At 65.5% G+C, this 15564-nt stretch carries 14 protein-coding genes; 6 read left to right on the forward strand and 8 right to left on the reverse strand.

The window, feature by feature from the left end; genetic code table 11:
- From POM99_RS11550 to POM99_RS11565, 4 genes are all read right to left on the reverse strand, one after another.
- Positions 1–1062: a DUF47 family protein gene (locus tag POM99_RS11550; RefSeq protein ID WP_277277916.1), complete on the reverse strand. Its 1062-nt coding sequence runs from the start codon at positions 1060–1062 to the stop codon at positions 1–3.
- Between the two features lie 364 nt (positions 1063–1426).
- A complete protein-coding gene (locus POM99_RS11555; RefSeq protein ID WP_277277918.1) occupies positions 1427–2446 on the reverse strand; it encodes an oxidoreductase in 1020 nt (339 codons plus the stop codon).
- Entirely contained in the window at positions 2443–4074 is a 1632-nt protein-coding gene (locus tag POM99_RS11560; RefSeq protein ID WP_277277920.1) for an NAD(P)/FAD-dependent oxidoreductase, read from the reverse strand. Before POM99_RS11560 ends, POM99_RS11555 begins: the two co-directional genes overlap by 4 nt.
- 52 nt (positions 4075–4126) lie before the next feature.
- Positions 4127–4444, reverse strand: a complete 318-nt coding sequence (locus POM99_RS11565; protein WP_277277922.1) for a PilZ domain-containing protein — start codon at positions 4442–4444, stop codon at positions 4127–4129.
- 152 nt (positions 4445–4596) lie between these two features.
- Between POM99_RS11565 and POM99_RS11570 the strand changes: the two genes are divergently transcribed.
- On the forward strand, positions 4597–5823 hold the full coding sequence (locus POM99_RS11570; protein WP_277277924.1) for a dipeptidase: 1227 nt from the start codon (positions 4597–4599) through the stop codon (positions 5821–5823).
- Here the strand turns inward: POM99_RS11570 and POM99_RS11575 are convergent.
- From POM99_RS11575 to POM99_RS11590, 4 genes are all read right to left on the reverse strand, one after another.
- Positions 5820–7295, reverse strand: a complete 1476-nt coding sequence (locus tag POM99_RS11575) for a Ppx/GppA phosphatase family protein (RefSeq protein ID WP_277277926.1) — start codon at positions 7293–7295, stop codon at positions 5820–5822. The genes POM99_RS11570 and POM99_RS11575 overlap by 4 nt on opposite strands.
- Positions 7296–7319: 24 nt before the next feature.
- Positions 7320–9407: an RNA degradosome polyphosphate kinase gene (locus tag POM99_RS11580; RefSeq protein WP_438823010.1), complete on the reverse strand. Its 2088-nt coding sequence runs from the start codon at positions 9405–9407 to the stop codon at positions 7320–7322.
- Positions 9408–9798: 391 nt separating this feature from the next.
- Entirely contained in the window at positions 9799–10338 is a 540-nt protein-coding gene (locus POM99_RS11585; RefSeq protein WP_313792131.1) for a CbrC family protein, read from the reverse strand.
- 51 nt (positions 10339–10389) lie between these two features.
- Positions 10390–11172 (reverse strand): transglutaminase-like domain-containing protein, encoded by a 783-nt coding sequence (locus POM99_RS11590; RefSeq protein ID WP_277277934.1) that lies wholly within the window; start codon positions 11170–11172, stop codon positions 10390–10392.
- Positions 11173–11597: 425 nt separating this feature from the next.
- Here POM99_RS11590 and POM99_RS11595 point away from each other — a divergent pair, with 425 nt between their 5' ends.
- Genes POM99_RS11595 through POM99_RS11615 form a run of 5 tightly spaced genes read left to right on the forward strand, consistent with a single transcriptional unit; the run spans position 11598 to position 15501 of the window.
- Positions 11598–12626 carry a sulfate ABC transporter substrate-binding protein gene (locus POM99_RS11595; RefSeq protein ID WP_277277936.1) on the forward strand — a complete coding sequence of 343 codons (1029 nt, stop codon included), beginning with the start codon at positions 11598–11600 and terminating at the stop codon, positions 12624–12626.
- Between the two features lie 30 nt (positions 12627–12656).
- The gene (gene cysT / locus POM99_RS11600) at positions 12657–13508 is read left to right on the forward strand and encodes a sulfate ABC transporter permease subunit CysT (RefSeq protein WP_277277938.1); all 852 of its coding nucleotides are present in this window, start codon (positions 12657–12659) and stop codon (positions 13506–13508) included.
- Entirely contained in the window at positions 13505–14341 is an 837-nt protein-coding gene (gene cysW / locus POM99_RS11605) for a sulfate ABC transporter permease subunit CysW (protein WP_277277940.1), read from the forward strand. The genes cysT and cysW overlap by 4 nt, the downstream gene beginning before the upstream one ends.
- Positions 14338–15291, forward strand: coding sequence for a sulfate/molybdate ABC transporter ATP-binding protein (locus POM99_RS11610; protein ID WP_277277942.1), 954 nt, complete (start codon positions 14338–14340; stop codon positions 15289–15291). The genes cysW and POM99_RS11610 overlap by 4 nt, the downstream gene beginning before the upstream one ends.
- Positions 15292–15327: 36 nt before the next feature.
- On the forward strand, positions 15328–15501 hold the full coding sequence (locus POM99_RS11615; protein WP_277277944.1) for a YezD family protein: 174 nt from the start codon (positions 15328–15330) through the stop codon (positions 15499–15501).
- The last annotated feature ends 63 nt before the right edge of the window (positions 15502–15564 follow it).

Raw genomic sequence — 15564 nt, forward strand, 5'->3', positions numbered from 1 at the left:
TCAGGCGTTGTCGATCACGATGCCGTCGATCTCGTTCGCCACATCCTCGAACGCATCGACGATCATTTCCAAGTGCTTGTAGATCTCGCGTGCGACGAGGAAGCGCATCGTCGCCTTTTCCCCGTGTTCGCGGAACGCCCGCTTCAACCCGGCGCGGTGCAGTTCGTCGGCATGGTTTTCCATGCGCACGAGCCGCTCCGTCAGTTCATGCAGGCGGGTGCCGTTGCGGCCCACGTCGCGCAGCAGGGGCATGGCTTCCGCCACCAGGCGCGCGGCGTCGACGATGATCGCGCCCATGTCCTTCATTTCCTGTTCGAACGTGGTCACGTCATAGACGTCGACCGCCTGCACGGTGGCCTGCATCTCGTCGATGGCGTCGTCCATCGCGCCGATCAGGCTGGTGATCGCGCTGCGGTCGAACGGGGTCAGGAAGGTCTCGCGCACGGTGCGCAGCACTTCGCGGATCACGGTGTCGCCGTCGTTCTCGCGCTCGATCACCTCGCGGATGTGGTCGGCCGGGTTGCCGGTGCCCTGAAGCAGCCGGGCGAGCGCATCGGCACCGGCCACGATCGTCTGGGCATGGGCTTCGAACAGTTCGAAGAAGTTTCCGGTCATGGGCAGCAGGCGCTGGAACCAGGCAGACATGTGAGAGATCCTCGATTTGTGGGCGACCGTGGCCAGCATCCCCGTGCGGCGTGTGGCGGCCTGGAATTCCGATGCCACGAAGCTGCGCATCAGTTCGCGCAGGTCGGCCTCCTCCACCTTGTCGGCAGCATCGGCCAGCGTGAACCACATGCGTTCGCGCTCGTGCGCTTCCTTCCACGCGGGCAGTTCGTCGGTGACGGAAAGCGGGAAGACATCGACATCCACCATCAGCGATGCACCGCTGCCCTTGCGCTTGCGATAGCGGTAGGAGCCGAGCGGCACCGGGCAGACAGAGCCGCGCACGCCGGCTTCCTCCTCCGCCTCAAGCGCGGCGGCGGCGTGTGGCGTCAGGCCGCTCATCGCGTTGCCTTTCGGGATCACCCAGCGGCCGGTGCCGCGAGAGGTGACCAGCAGCACGCGTACGCTCGCATCCGGGCCAGAGCCTTCGGTGCGATAGGGCAGGGCGGCAATCTGGCGAATGGCTGGTCTCGAATTTGGCGTTACGGTCGCGGCGCGCTGCCACGATTGTCAAGAAACCGCAACATTCGGGGCGTCGGTATCCCCGAATACCAAGAATTCCGTGCCCGGTGACCTTGGTCTCGCCCGGATTTGGATGAAAAAAAGGGCCGGTCGGTTGCCCGATCGGCCCTGGAAAGTTTGGGAGAGGATGCCTGAAAGGCCCGTCCCATGTGCTCCCCGACTCGCCCTTTCGCAAGTGCGAACAGAGCAATCGTCGTTGCAGAAAACGCAACTCACCGCAAAAGCCGCGGAAGGGCGCGGGTCACAGCCTCTGCGCACTGCCGGTTATTGCCGCCTTTTCAGCAAGCTCCACGATTTCCGCCACGGCCAACGATTGCTGGATCGTCACCGAATCGCTTTCCATGCCCTTCAGGGCAAGCGTCAGCTGCCGGTAGAATTCGCGCTGATCGCCTGGGCAGGATTGCACTGCTTGCACCGAATCCGGGGTGTGAAGGGCCGGCGCATCGTCATCCAGCCCCCATCCGGGCGCGCCGGGTCGCATGCCGGAAACAAGCTGTGCCTCCTGCCGATCCATGCCCTGTTTCACCAGGCTGCCGCCGCTGCCATGGACCACGAAGCGTGGAGCGCCGCCCGCCACGAGCATCCCGGCGTGGAGGACCACGCGCAGCTGCGCATACTCAAGCACCACATGCGCCCAGTCCGTCGCCTCGGCCCACGGCCGCTGCTGCGCCATCGAAGCCATGATGCGCTCTGGCCGGCCGAACAGCATCAGCGCCTGGTCCACCAGGTGCGGCCCCAGATCGAACCACACCCCACTGGCCGGCCCGGCATTCTCGCGCCAGCGATCGCGCACGGTCGGGCGGAACCGGTCGAAGTGGGATTCGAAGTGCGCCACGGTGCCGACTGCGCCGCCTTCAATCGCGGCCTTGACCGACAGGAAATCGCTGTCCCAGCGCCGATTGTGGAAGACCGACAGGTTCACGCCCGCCGCCTTGGCCTGAGCCGCCAGGGCCTGCGCCTCGGCGAAGGTCGGGGCGATGGGTTTGTCCACCACCACATGCTTGCCCGCCGCGATGGCGGCGCGGGCAAGCGGTACGTGGCTGTCATTGGGCGTGGCGATGACCACCAGATCAATGTCGCCGCGCGCCAGCGCCGAAGCGAGATCGGGCAGGACCACCACTTCTGGCAGGTCCGCCAGCACCTTGTCCGGCTGGCTGGACACCACCACGCGCAGGGCAAGCGCCGGTTCGGCACCGATCAGCGGAGCGTGGAACGTGCGACCGGCAAAGCCATAGCCGACCAGCGCGACGCCGATCGTCATGCAGGCTGGCCGACCAGATCCAGCGCCAGCGCCTCGGCCACCTTGATGCCATCCACCGCGGCGGAAAGGATGCCACCGGCATAGCCCGCGCCTTCGCCCGCAGGGTAAAGCCCGCGGGTGTTCACGCTCTGGCAGTCAGGTCCGCGGCGAATGCGCACCGGGCTGGAGGTGCGGGTTTCCACCCCGGTCATGATCACGTCCGGATGATCGTATCCCGGCACCTGCCGCCCGAACACAGGCAGCGCCTCACGCAGGGATTCGATCACATAGTCGGGCAGGCAGCGGTTGAGGTCGGTCAGCGTCACGCCCGGCTGGTAGGACGGGACCACCGATCCGAAATCGCCCTCAGAAGCGCGGCCCGCCACCAGATCGCCCAGCTTCTGCCCTGGCGCGCGATAGTTCGATCCGCCGGCGGTGAAGGCCAGGCTTTCCCACTTGCGCTGAAAGTCCACGCCCGCCAGCGGCCCGCCCGGATAATCGCGCGAAGGGTCGATATCGACCACGAGGCCGGAATTGGCGTTGAATTCCGCGCGGGAATACTGGCTCATGCCGTTGGTGACCACGCGGCCTTCCTCACTGGTGGCGGCAACCACGCGCCCACCCGGGCACATGCAGAACGAATAGACGGTGCGCCCGGTGGACTTCGCCTGATGCGAAAGGGCATAGGCGGCGGGCCCGAGGATCTTGTTGCCGGCAAAGGGGCCATAGCGGGCCGTGTCGATCCACCCTTGCGGGTGTTCGATGCGCACGCCGATGGCGAAGGGCTTGGCCTCCACATGCACGCCGCGATCGTGCAGAACCTGGAAGGTGTCACGCGCGGAATGGCCCACCGCCATCACCACATGGCTGGCGGGCAGGAATTCGCCGTTGGACAGGTGCAGGCCCTTCAGACGGCGCTCGCCCTCGCGCTCCTCCACCTCGAAATCGTCGACCCGCGTGCCGAAGCGATATTCACCGCCCAGGCTTTCGATGGTCTCTCGGATCGACATCACCATGGTGACGAGGCGGAAGGTGCCGATGTGCGGGTGCGCTTCGGTGAGGATGTCATCCGGTGCGCCGGCCTTCACGAATTCCACCAGCACCTTGCGGCCCAGATGGCGCGGGTCCTTGATCCGGCTGTAGAGCTTGCCATCCGAAAAGGTGCCGGCGCCGCCTTCGCCGAACTGCACGTTGGATTCGGGGGTCAGCACCGAACGGCGCCACAGGCCCCAGGTGTCCTTGGTCCGTTCGCGCACGGCCTTGCCGCGTTCGATGATGATCGGGCGAAAGCCCATCTGCGCCAGGATCAGCGCTGCCAGCAGCCCGCAGGGGCCCGCGCCGATCACCACTGGCCGCTGCCCCTGCCAGCCGTCGGGTGCGGTTACGGGAGGGCGATAGGTGGTGTCCGGCGCCGGGCGCACATGCTGGTCATCGGCATGGCGGGCGAGCACGGCGGCTTCATCGCGCACCGTGGCGTCGATGGCGTAGACCAGCTTGATCGCGTTCTTCTTGCGCGCATCGTTGCCGCGCCGCGCCACGGCATAGCGGACAAGGTCGCCCGCCGGAATTTCGAGCCGTTCGCAGATGGCGGCGTCGAGATCTTCCGGGGCGTGGTCCAGCGGAAGCTTGAGTTCTGTAAGGCGAAGCATGCGCATCCCCTAGCCGCAGCGGATGGCAAGGGGAAGGCAGGGAAAGGGCAGGCTAGATCAGGCGCCCGCGCACCACGGCTTCCAGCACGGCGGGATGCAGTGGTTCCGCAAATTCGCAGCCGGCCTGGAATCGTTCAGCCCAGACGACATTGGCGCGGCGCGGTTCAAGCCCGGGCAGCGTGATCCACACCGTGTCCCCCACCCTGAAACGCTCCATTCCGGACAGACGCAGGCCATGGCAGGACAGGTCGATCGTCTGTGCGGCGAGGCGGACAATGCGGCGGCGGTACTTGATGCGCACGCCAAGGCGGTTGCGTTCCGACCGCCTTTCCGCGCTGCCATGCCTGCCGGAGATGATGGCCGTTGCCATTGCCTGCCCGTTCGAATTACGTTCGAAACGGTTTTAATGCCGAACCTCCTACCAAGGCCTTAACAAACGAATGCTGCCCTTCCGGGCAGATAGGCGTTTGACTCCGCGCGCAACGACACGAAATTGGCGGCAAAGTTCATAAAGGATCAAGCATGCGTCCATCTGCCGCATTGACCGCCGCCTGCACCCTTGCGCTGCTTTTGGGTGCCGCTTCGGCAGATGCCCGGCAGGCGCGCAAGGTGGGACGCGGGGCCTCGCTCCACCAGGGTCTGCTGATGCTGGACACGCATCTCGATACCCCCGCTTCGCTGGCGCTGCCCGGCTGGTCGATCATGGCGGCGCATGACGTCAAGACGGACTATACCCAGGTGGACCTGCCGCGGATGAAGCGCGGCGGGCTGGATGGCGGGTTCTGGGCGATCTACACGCCACAGGGGCCGCTTGATGCCGTGTCCACCCGCAAGGCGCGCGATTATGCACTGATGCGGGCAAGCGCGATCCGCGAGATGGTGGCCGCGCATCCGGAAAGCTTTGCCCTGGCGGATCGCGCGGCCGATGCGGCGCGGATAAAGGCGCAGGGCCGGCGGGTGGTGTACTTGTCCATCGAGAACGCCTGGCCATTGGGCGATGACCCCACGCTGCTGCAGGCCTTCCATGCCATGGGCGTGCGCATGGCGGGCTTTGCGCATTTCCGCGCCAACCAGTTTGCCGACAGTTCAACCGATGCGGAAAAGTGGGGCGGCCTCAGCCCCGCAGGCATCCAGTTGCTGGCGGAAATGAACCGGCTGGGCGTGGTGCCCGATCTCTCGCACAGCTCGGACAAGGCACTGGACGAAGCGCTGCGCCTGTCGAAAAGCCCGATCATCCTGTCGCATTCGGGATGCAGGGCGGTGTTCGACCACCCCCGCAACATCGATGACTCCCACCTGCGCGCGCTGGCGGCGAAGGGCGGGGTCATCCAGATCAATTCGGTCTATGTGAAGGCCCACGCCAGGAATCCGGAGCGGGAGGCCGCGACCAAGGCACTGGAAGAGAAGTATCCCGAAGATCGCAGGCTGACCCTGGCGGAATACGCTGCCATGCTGGCAGAAAAGCGCGCGATCGACCGCCGCTTCCCAGAGCGGGACCGGGCGACGTTCGACGACGTGATGGCCAACCTGCTCCACGCCATCAAGGTGGCGGGCGTGGACCACGTGGGCATCGGGCTGGACTGGGACGGCGGCGGCGGTGTGGCGGGACTGGAAGACGTGGCCGACCTGCCGAGGATCACCGCCGCCCTGCTGAAGGCGGGCTACAGCAGGGCAGACGTGCAGAAGATCTGGAGCGGAAACGTGCTGCGCGTGCTGGCGGCGGCAGAGGCCGCTGCGGGAAAATCCTAGGCCACTTCGCTGCGCAGGCCCAAGTGGGTGGCCAGCGCCTTCAGGTCTCGCTCAACGCCTTCGTTCACCAGCGTGGACAGGTGCGGCTGCACCGTCAGCACCAGTGCGCCATCCTGTCTGGACAGCGCGCTGCCTGAAAGGCCATCGGTCGTGGCCCCACTGAACCGGCGGCAAAGCCGCGTGGCGAGGCCCCAGGCCTGCGCCTCGCGCAGTTGCCCCGCGCTGATCAGGCGCTCGAACTCTGGCGGGGTTTCCAACCGGCCGGCATTGGCGATCATGGCGGCGGCCAGCATGCCCCGATCGCGCGCGTTGGCGCCTACCCAGCGCTTGCGCAGCGCCCAGTCGCGGGCCAGGTCCGCCCGCAGGTTGGGCTCCACCGTGGCCGAGGCGAGGCAGAGCATCGTCGCCGAAAGCCGCAGCCGTTCGCGCCGTTCCGATCCGTCGGCCAGGCTGGCGGCAGATGTCCATCCGGTGACCATCGCGGCGGTCTGCGATGATATGCCATAGTCTGCCGCAAAGGCCGCCGCGCCCGCCACCAGCGGGTCTTGCCCCAGCACCAGTTCCGGCATGCCTTCGCACAGCAGCCCTTCGCGCAGGCCCCAGGCCGAAAACACCAGCCGCGCGGGCTGCAGCTTGCGGATCAGCACGCCCAGCAGCGCTGCCGTGTCGGGCAAGGCGGCAAGGCGGCTGCCCGATACGCCGAACAGGGGCGGCAAGGTTTCCGGCTTGCGCTTCGCCAGCGCCGCAGCAATGCGCGCGGCATCGGTGGCGGCAAGTTCGAAGCCATGTGGATCGTCCACCGGCCATTCCAGCTTGGCCATGGCAAAGCGGGCAAAGGCGCGCAGCGATCCGCCCACCAGATAAAGCGTCTGCCCCTGCTCGAACTGCCAGTCCGCCTTGGCCAGCGCATTTGCGATGGACTGCGAGAACGCCCGCTCGCCGGCTGCGCGCATGGCGGGCAGGCGCAGGGTGCCCAGCGGCAGCGAAACGCCGTGGGTGCAGCCGTCCGGCGTCGCGTCGATCAGCTCAAGGCTGCCGCCCCCCAGATCGCCGACGATGCCCTTGGCCCGCGGAAAGGCGCCCAGCACGCCGTGCGCAGAGGTCAGCGCCTCGCCCTCGCCGGACAGCAGGCGCGGGGCAAAGCCCATCGCGCGTACCTTGTCGAGAAAGGCCTCGCCATTGCGCGCATCGCGCACGGCCGCGGTCGCCACCACTTCCACCTGCTCCACGCCTTTCAGCGACAGCAGCGTGCGATAGCGGGCGAGGGCGGCCAGCGCCTGTCCGCTCGCCTTGCCGGTCAGCAGCCCGGTTTCGGCCACGCCCTTGCCCAGCCGCGCGGTCACCTTTTCATTGTGCAGCACCTCGGGCGCGCGGCGCGGGCCGCCATAGATCACCATGCGCACGGTGTTCGACCCGATGTCGATGATCGCCCGCGTTTCCGTGGCGGCTTTGCGGCGGTCCTTCACACTCATGGTTCGGGTCTTGGGTCTCGCAAATCAGGCCCGCGTGGCGCCGCCCCGCCGCAGGGCGAGCTTGGGCACCTTGCGGCCCTTGGTCAGTGCCGCGCCACGCCCGGAAAGGGAAGGGTTGGTCATGAAGTAGCGGTGGACATTGAACGGTTTCGGCCCGTGATCGGTCCGTTGATAGGTGCCGTCTGCGTCCAGCTTCCACGATTGCTCGGTGTCGATCAGGTTGGCCAGCATCACCTGGTCCAGAACCTGGTCATGCACCGTCTTGTTCCGGATCGGCACCAGCACTTCCACCCGCCGGTCGAGATTCCGGGTCATTCCGTCGGCAGACGAGATGAACACCCGCGCCCGTCGGTTGGGCAGCTCGCCGCCATTGCCGAAGGCCCAGATGCGGCTGTGCTCCAGAAAGCGCCCGATGATCGACTTGACCGTGATCCGCTCTGAAATGCCTTCCACGCCCGGCCGCAGGCAGCAGATGCCGCGCACCACCAGGCTGATCTCCACCCCTGCCGCGCTCGCGGCATAGAGCCGGTTGATCAGCTGGCTGTCGGTCAGCGAATTGAGCTTGGCCCAGATCTGCGCCGGCTTGCCCGCCTTGGCGAAGGCGATCTCGCGCTCGATGCATTCATAAAGCTTCGCCCGCACCCCCACCGGAGAGATCGAGAGCACCTCGGTCGCCTTTGGTTCGATATAGCCGGTGATGAAGTTGAACAGCAGCCCGGCATCGCGGCCAAAGCGCGGATCGGCGGTGAAGAAGCTGAGGTCGGTATAGATCCGCGCGGTTACCGGGTGATAGTTGCCCGTGCCGAAGTGGCAGTATGTGCGGTATCCCTCGCCCTCGCGCCGCACCACCATGCTCACCTTGGCGTGGGTCTTCCAGTCGACGAAGCCATAGATCACCTGAACCCCGGCGCGCTCAAGCTGACTCGCCCACATCAGGTTCTGCTCTTCGTCGAAGCGCGCCTTCAGCTCGACCACGGCGGTGACAGACTTGCCCGCCTCCGCCGCCGCGATCAGCGCCGCGATCACCGCCGATTGCTTGCCTGCGCGATACAGCGTCTGCTTGATCGCGATCACGTCGGGATCGCTCGCCGCCTGGCGCAGGAAGTCGATCACCACGTCGAAGCTTTCGAACGGGTGGTGGATCACGATGTCCTTTTCGCGGATGGCGGCAAAGCAGTCGCCATTGTGCTCCAGGATGCGTTCGGGATAGCGCGGGTTATAGGGCTCGAACTTCAGCTCGGGCCGCTTCTCGTCCACCACGGTGGCCAGCCCGCTCATCGCCAGCTGCCCGCGTGACTTGATCACCAGCGCGTGGTCCAGCCGCAGGTGCGTGCGCAGCAGGTCTTCCGCCGCCGGGTCGAAATCGTCCTGCAGCTGCAGCAGGATCACCCGCCCGCGCCGCCGCCGCTGGATCGCGGTGCGGAAATAGCGGACGAGGTCCTCGGCATCTTCCTCGATCTCGATATCGCTGTCGCGCAGCAGGCGGAACACGCCGCTGCCGTGGATGCGGAAGCCGGGAAAGATGCGCGAAGCCTTGCGCCGCACCAGGTCCTCTATGGCGATCCAGCACGCCGCCTCGCCCGGCAGCCGCACGAAGCGGGGCAGGGCGGGCGGGATCAGGATCATCTCGTGCACCTGCGCCCCGTCGGACGCGCGCACCATCGAGAACAGGATGCCCGTGCCCTGGTTGGCGATGAACGGGAAGGGATGCGCCGGGTCGATCGCCTGCGGGGTCAGCGCCGGCATCACGTGCTCGTCGAAATAGTCGCCCAGCCAGTCGGCCTCGTTCTTTTCCAGCTTGCGGTTGCCGATCAGGCGGATGCCCGCATCGTCGAGCAGGCGGGTCAGCCCGGTCAGCACCTCGTGCTGGCGATGCACCAGCTGCTCGATCCCGGCATAGATGCGCTGCAGCTGCTGCGAAGGCGTCAGCCCGTCGATCGAGTTCTCGTCGATCCCGCGCCGCACCTGCCCGGCAAGGCCGGCCACGCGCACCATCATGAACTCGTCGAGGTTGCTGCCCGAAATCGACAGGAACCGCAGCCGCTCCAGCAGCGGATAGGTCTCGTTCCGCGCCTCCTCCAGCACCCGGTGGTTGAACGCCAGCCAGCTCATCTCGCGGTTGAAATAGCGCTCTGCTGGCGGCAGCGCCTGTTCGGGGCCGGGCACCGTCGGCGGCGCGATGGACTTCACGCCCGCAGGCGTCGCTCCCTTAAGCCCGGCGCTGCGATCCCCTGCATCTGCGGGCATGTCGGTCTTCCCTGTCCTTTCGGCGCGTCCGCCACTCGTGCCGGACCCATGTGGCCCGTGTGTTACACAAGTGTTTCATTTGTTTCACTGCACCCGATTTCCCGCTCTTGGCAAGCAGGGGGAGTGCTTGGCGGCAACCTTTTGGAATTCGGGGGGGCGGGCGACTTGTGTGGCGGAGAGCAACCGAGATTGGTGGACAGCTATCCGTCTGCCGGCCGTCGTTAAATGATCGCAAACGAGCAATAGACACGGCGCACTACGTGAAATCCAACGGATAGATCGAAATGCCACAGTGGCGACAAATAAACTTGTAGACTGCCGGGTTTCCACCCTCTTGGTACCCGCGCAGAAGTGACTGCCATTGGTCAAAGCTCAATCGGACGCGATCAAGATGATCGGCCAGTTCTTTCCCGGTCAAGCTAGCAATTTCATCACTTTTCGCATCGCCGTGAAACTCGCATGAATCCCCGCAATGCGACGCCCACTCCTCCTGTTGCCAGGAATTATAACCAGGAGTGCGCTTCGAAACCTCTTCTACGATGTTATTGGCAATTCCAGTTTTTTTAAGCGGAAAGGGGTCGGAAAATTCGCCATCGTATTTGTGCGATGCTTTGCCGCTAGAAATGCACCAAGGGCATAACTTCGGCTTTGGTCTTTGCGTGCTGTAAAAAGAGGCCGTGTACTCAAAACCGCGCATCAATCCGCAGCAATCACATGCCTCCGTGCTCGGCGAGATAGACCCAGTCGAAAGCGGGGCGGGGTGATATCGGAACTTCGGCAACTCCATCGGACGCATGTTACTAGCCCATCGGACGACCGCAAGTGGGCGCAAGCAGCCACCCCGAACTCACCCCTCAACCCGCGCCACCCGCACCTGCTGCCGGTTCAGCGTGGCCTGCCCGAAGATCGTCAGGAAGCTGATGTCGGTGGCGTCACGCCCCACGCCGATGCGCACGATGCCTTCGGGGGAGGCAAGGCCGGTGGGGTCCACCAGGTGCCAGCTCCCGGCCAGCCACACTTCGACCACCGCGTGGAAATCCTGCGGCTTCAGCCCCCAGGCATAGGCGCCGATCATGCGCGCGGGCACGCCGGCGGCGCGCGCCATCGCGGTCAGCAGGTGGGCGAAATCCCGGCACACGCCGCGCCCCGATACGAAGGTGTCCACCGCCGTGGTGCTCACGTTGCTCGATCCCGGCACATAGTCCACGTGCCCGCCGATCCAGTCGGTGATCGCGTGGATGGCGTCGCCGCCGTTCAGGTGGCCGAATTCCCGGCCCACGAACGTCTCCAGCCGGTCCGCCTCGCAATAGCGGCTGGGAAACAGGTAGGGCACCACCAGCGGCGGCAGGTCGTGCAGCCTGTCGGTGGCCAGCCCCGGCAGCGGCACCACGGCGCGCTCCACATCCACCGTCGCCGTATAATGCGCCGTCACCTGATCGCCGCCAAAGGCCCAGAACCGCCGCCCCAGGCTCTCCGCACCATCGATCGGCCGCATCACGTCGACCCCGCCCATCACCAGGTCCTCGGCCACGATCACTTGGTCCGCCATCTGCGCCACCTCGATCGCGAACAGCAGATCGACCGGCGAGGCGAGGGTGTAGTTCAGTTCGGCGTCGATCGAGAGGCGCATGGGGAATGTCTTTCGGTGGGAGGCAGCGGCTTCGGGAATCCGCAGGGGCGGCAACGGGCGCGATTGCGGTCGGTTCCGGCCTTTACCACCCGCACGCCCACCCCGCTGCGACTAACTTTCGTCTGCGGCTCAGTAAGTCTCGCTCCCCTCCCGCCTGCGGGAGGGGTTGGGGTGGGCATTGGAACATCACCTCCAAAAACTCTACTCAATTGGTCGACAAAAGCTTTCGCTTCGGCGCTGGCTCATTGTCTACTTTTCAGGTGGAGTTAACGATCGCGCCCAATCGCAGCCCTGCCACGGATGGATTCGCCAACCGCGCAGCGCTGAAAGGGTGGCTTTAGGGGCGGATAGAACTCCTTAAATGTCTACCAGATAAGTTGAGTATATCAGGCCGACGTCCCCGCGGACAAACAGGGAGTTGCACAATGAACCGCCGCGCCTTCACGGCTACAATCGCCTTGGCACTGGCCGCCGGCCCGCTTCTCGCAGGCTGCTCCGGCAAGCCGTCGAACCCCAACGCGGTCGAGCTCACCAATGTTTCCTATGATCCCACGCGGGAACTCTATCAGGCCATCAACCCGGCCTTCGCCGCATTCTGGAAGCAGAAGACCGGCAAGGACGTGACCTTCCGCATGAGCCATGGCGGATCGGGCAAGCAGAGCCGCGCGATCATCGACGGGCTGGATGCAGACGTCGCCACGCTGGCGCTGGGGTATGACATCGATGCAATCGCATCGAAGGCCAAGCTGCTGCCTGCCGACTGGCAGAAGGCGCTGCCCGACAATTCCTCGCCCTATACCAGCACCATCGTGTTCCTTGTGCGCAAGGGCAATCCCAAGGGGATCAAGGACTGGGCCGATCTCGTCCGTCCAGGCGTGGAGGTGATCACCCCCAATCCCAAGACCAGCGGCGGCGCGCGGTGGAATTTCCTTGCCGCCTGGGCCTATGGCAAGAAGGCTGGCGGCTCTGACGCGGCTGCCGAAGACTTCGTGCGCAAGCTCTATGGCAACGTGCCGGTGCTCGATAGCGGCGCCCGCGGGGCCACCACCACCTTCGTCGAACGCGGCATCGGCGATGTGCTGATCTCGTGGGAAAACGAGGCCTTCCTCGCCGAAAAGGAGCTGGGCAAGGGCAAGTTCGAGATCGTGGCGCCCTCGCTGTCGATCCTCGCGGAACCGCCCGTGGCCGTGATCACCGAGAACGCCAAGAAGCACGGCACCACCGAAGTGGCCGACGCCTACCTGCGCTATCTCTACACGCCCGAAGCGCAGACCGCGATCGCCCACGCCTTCTATCGCCCGCGCGACCCCAAGGTGGCGGAACAGTTCAAGAGCCAGTTCCCGGCGATCCCGATGGTCACTGTTGACAAGGACTTCGGCGGCTGGGGCCGCGCGCAGAAGACCTATTTCGATGAAGGCGGCGTCTTCGACCGCATCTACACGCCGAAGAAGTAACCCGCACTCGTTTCGAGCAGGCCACTGCAGATGTCTTCAACTTCCCTCACCGCAGGGCGCTGGCGCAGGCCGTCGGTGCTGCCCGGCTTCGGGCTGACCTTCGGGTTCAGCCTCGCCTGGCTCACCCTGATCGTGCTGATCCCGCTGGCCACGATCTTCCTCAAGGCCGCCGGCATGGGCTGGTCGCAGTTCGTGGACGTGGGCTTCAGCCCGCGCGCCATCGCGGCCTATCGCCTAAGCTTCGGCACCGCCGCTGCCGCCGGCCTTGTCAACGCGGTGTTCGGCCTGCTCGTTGCTTGGGTGCTGGTGCGCTATTCGTTCCCGGGTCAGCGCGTGATCTCGGCGCTGGTGGATCTGCCCTTCGCGCTGCCCACCGCCGTGGCGGGCATTGCGTTGACGGCGCTCTATGCGCCCACCGGCTGGGTCGGCCAGTATCTCGATCCGCTGGGCATCAAGGTCGCCTTCACCCCCATCGGCATCACCATCGCCCTGGTCTTCATCGGCCTGCCTTTCGTCGTCCGCTCGGTCGAACCCGTGCTGGCAGACCTGGGCAAGGATGTTGAGGAAGCCGCGGCAACGCTCGGCGCCACGCGGTCGCAGACCTTCTCCCGCGTGATCCTGCCCGCCATCGGCCCGGCGCTGCTCACCGGCTTCGCCATGGCCTTTGCCCGCGGGGTGGGGGAATATGGCTCGGTCATCTTCATCTCGGGCAACATGCCCGGAAAGACCGAAATCGCCCCACTGCTGATCGTCACACAGCTGGAACAGTATGCCTATGAAGGCGCCACCGCCATCGCCACGGTGATGATGCTGGCTTCGTTCTCCATCCTGCTGCTGATCAACCTGATCCAGGCGCAGGGCCGCAAGAGGATGGGGGCATGACGATGCGCGCCACCACCGAAGGCTTCGCCACGCGGCTCGTGCTGATCACGGTTGCCATGCTGTTCCTGGGCTTCTTCCTGCTGCTGCCGCTGGTGGCGGTGTTCAGCGAAGCCTTGAAGCAGGGGATCGGCGGCTTCATCGAACATGTTGATACGCCCGATGCCTGGGCCGCGATCAGGCTCACCCTGCTGATCGCCGCGATCAGCGTGCCGCTCAACATCGTCTTCGGCATTGCCGCCAGCTGGGCGATCACCAAGTTCAGCTTTCCGGGCAAGAGCCTGCTGATCACGCTGATCGACCTGCCGTTCTCGGTCTCGCCGGTCGTCTCGGGGCTCATCTTCGTGCTGCTGTTCGGCGCCAACGGCCTGTTCGGTGCGTGGCTGGCAGAGCATGACCTGAAGATCATCTTCGCGGTGCCGGGCATCGTGCTGGCCACGGTGTTCATCACCTTTCCCTTCGTGGCGCGCGAACTGATCCCGCTGATGATGGAACAGGGCAAGGATGACGAGGAAGCCGCGCTCTCGCTTGGCGCCTCGGGCTGGCAGACCTTCTGGCATGTGACCCTGCCCAACATCCGCTGGGGCCTGCTCTATGGCGTGCTGCTGTGCAACGCCCGGGCGATGGGGGAATTCGGCGCGGTCTCGGTCGTCTCCGGCCACATCCGGGGGGAGACCAACACCATGCCGCTGCATGTCGAGATCCTCTACAACGAATACGACTTCGTCGGCGCCTTCGCCGTGGCCTCGCTGCTTGCCTGCCTCGCGCTGGTGACGCTGGTGGCCAAGAGCGTGCTGGAATGGCGCTTCGACCTCCATGGGGGAGCAAAGCATTGATCCGCGTCCAGAACATCACCAAGCGCTTTGGCGACTACGCCGCGCTGCATGGTATCGACCTGGAGATCCAGGACGGTGAATTCATCGCGCTGCTCGGCCCCTCCGGTTCTGGCAAGACGACCCTGCTGCGCATCATCGCCGGCCTGGAATTCCAGGACAGCGGCGAGGTGTTCTTCAATGGCGAGGACGTTTCGCAGCGCAAGGTGGCGGACCGCCAGGTCGGCTTCGTGTTCCAGCAGTATGCGCTGTTCCGGCACATGACCGTGGCGGAAAACGTGGCCTTCGGCCTCAGCGTAAAGAGCCGCCGCGAGCGCCCTTCGAAGGCGGAAATCCGCGCCCGCGCCGATGAACTGCTGCGCCTCGTCCAGCTTGAAGGGCTGGGCAAGCGCTATCCCGGCCAGCTGTCCGGCGGCCAGCGGCAGCGCGTGGCGCTGGCGCGGGCGCTGGCGATCGAGCCCAAGCTGCTGCTGCTGGACGAACCCTTCGGCGCGCTGGACGCCAAGGTGCGCAAGGACCTGCGCCGCTGGCTGCGCGATCTGCACAAGCAGATGGGCCTGACCTCGATCTTCGTCACACATGATCAGGAAGAGGCGCTGGAGCTGGCCGACCGGGTGGTGGTGATGGACCACGGCAGGATCGAGCAGATCGGCCGCCCGGAAGAGATCTACATGGACCCGGCAACGCCGTTCGTCTCGCATTTCGTGGGCGAAACCAATCGCTTGGCCGGCCCTTCAGGCGGCGAAATCCACTTCCGCCCGCATGATGTGGAGCTGGTGGCCGAAGGGGGGCAGGCGGTGCTGGTGGACAATGTATTCCGCAAGGGCGGGTTCTGGCGCGTGGAAGGCGTTGCCGGGGACGCGCTTGTTGAAATCGACGTGGACGCCGCGTTGCCGGCGCCGGCGGTGGGAGAGACCTTGCGCTTTGCGCCCACCCGCCAGCGCCAGTTTTGAACGATGAAGGAGCATATGTTTCAAGGAGTTAGACCGATGAGCGAAAATCAGGGCGCGCGCAGCGATGCCGAGCGCCATCTTGAAGAAAGCCTGGCCAGCGTGCGCGAAGCCCTTTCGGGCCTGCGCTACGGCAACGTTTCGCTGACCATTCATGAAGGCCGCGTCGTGCAGATCGACGTGACCGAGAAGAAGCGGCTCAAGCCGAATTGACGTAAGTTGAGAACGACTGAGAGGGGGTTGAGACGGACTGAGACCGACTGAACCGCCCCTGAG

The sequence above is a fragment of the Novosphingobium cyanobacteriorum genome (genome assembly GCF_029436685.1).
In the GTDB taxonomy this organism is placed as follows: domain Bacteria; phylum Pseudomonadota; class Alphaproteobacteria; order Sphingomonadales; family Sphingomonadaceae; genus Novosphingobium; species Novosphingobium cyanobacteriorum.

What these genes read in the sequence shown, in the direction of transcription:
- POM99_RS11555 (WP_277277918.1), bottom strand. Translation starts at nt 2,446, where the DNA reads ATGACGATCGGCGTCGCGCTGGTCGGCTATGGCTTTGCCGGTCGCACG.
- POM99_RS11560 (WP_277277920.1), bottom strand. Translation starts at nt 4,074, where the DNA reads ATGCTTCGCCTTACAGAACTCAAGCTTCCGCTGGACCACGCCCCGGAA.
- POM99_RS11565 (WP_277277922.1), bottom strand. Translation starts at nt 4,444, where the DNA reads ATGGCAACGGCCATCATCTCCGGCAGGCATGGCAGCGCGGAAAGGCGG.
- POM99_RS11570 (WP_277277924.1), top strand. Translation starts at nt 4,597, where the DNA reads ATGCGTCCATCTGCCGCATTGACCGCCGCCTGCACCCTTGCGCTGCTT.
- POM99_RS11575 (WP_277277926.1), bottom strand. Translation starts at nt 7,295, where the DNA reads ATGAGTGTGAAGGACCGCCGCAAAGCCGCCACGGAAACGCGGGCGATC.
- POM99_RS11580 (WP_438823010.1), bottom strand. Translation starts at nt 9,407, where the DNA reads ATGAGCTGGCTGGCGTTCAACCACCGGGTGCTGGAGGAGGCGCGGAAC.
- POM99_RS11585 (WP_313792131.1), bottom strand. Translation starts at nt 10,338, where the DNA reads ATGCGTCCGATGGAGTTGCCGAAGTTCCGATATCACCCCGCCCCGCTT.
- POM99_RS11590 (WP_277277934.1), bottom strand. Translation starts at nt 11,172, where the DNA reads ATGCGCCTCTCGATCGACGCCGAACTGAACTACACCCTCGCCTCGCCG.
- POM99_RS11595 (WP_277277936.1), top strand. Translation starts at nt 11,598, where the DNA reads ATGAACCGCCGCGCCTTCACGGCTACAATCGCCTTGGCACTGGCCGCC.
- cysT (WP_277277938.1), top strand. Translation starts at nt 12,657, where the DNA reads ATGTCTTCAACTTCCCTCACCGCAGGGCGCTGGCGCAGGCCGTCGGTG.
- cysW (WP_277277940.1), top strand. Translation starts at nt 13,505, where the DNA reads ATGACGATGCGCGCCACCACCGAAGGCTTCGCCACGCGGCTCGTGCTG.
- POM99_RS11615 (WP_277277944.1), top strand. Translation starts at nt 15,328, where the DNA reads ATGAGCGAAAATCAGGGCGCGCGCAGCGATGCCGAGCGCCATCTTGAA.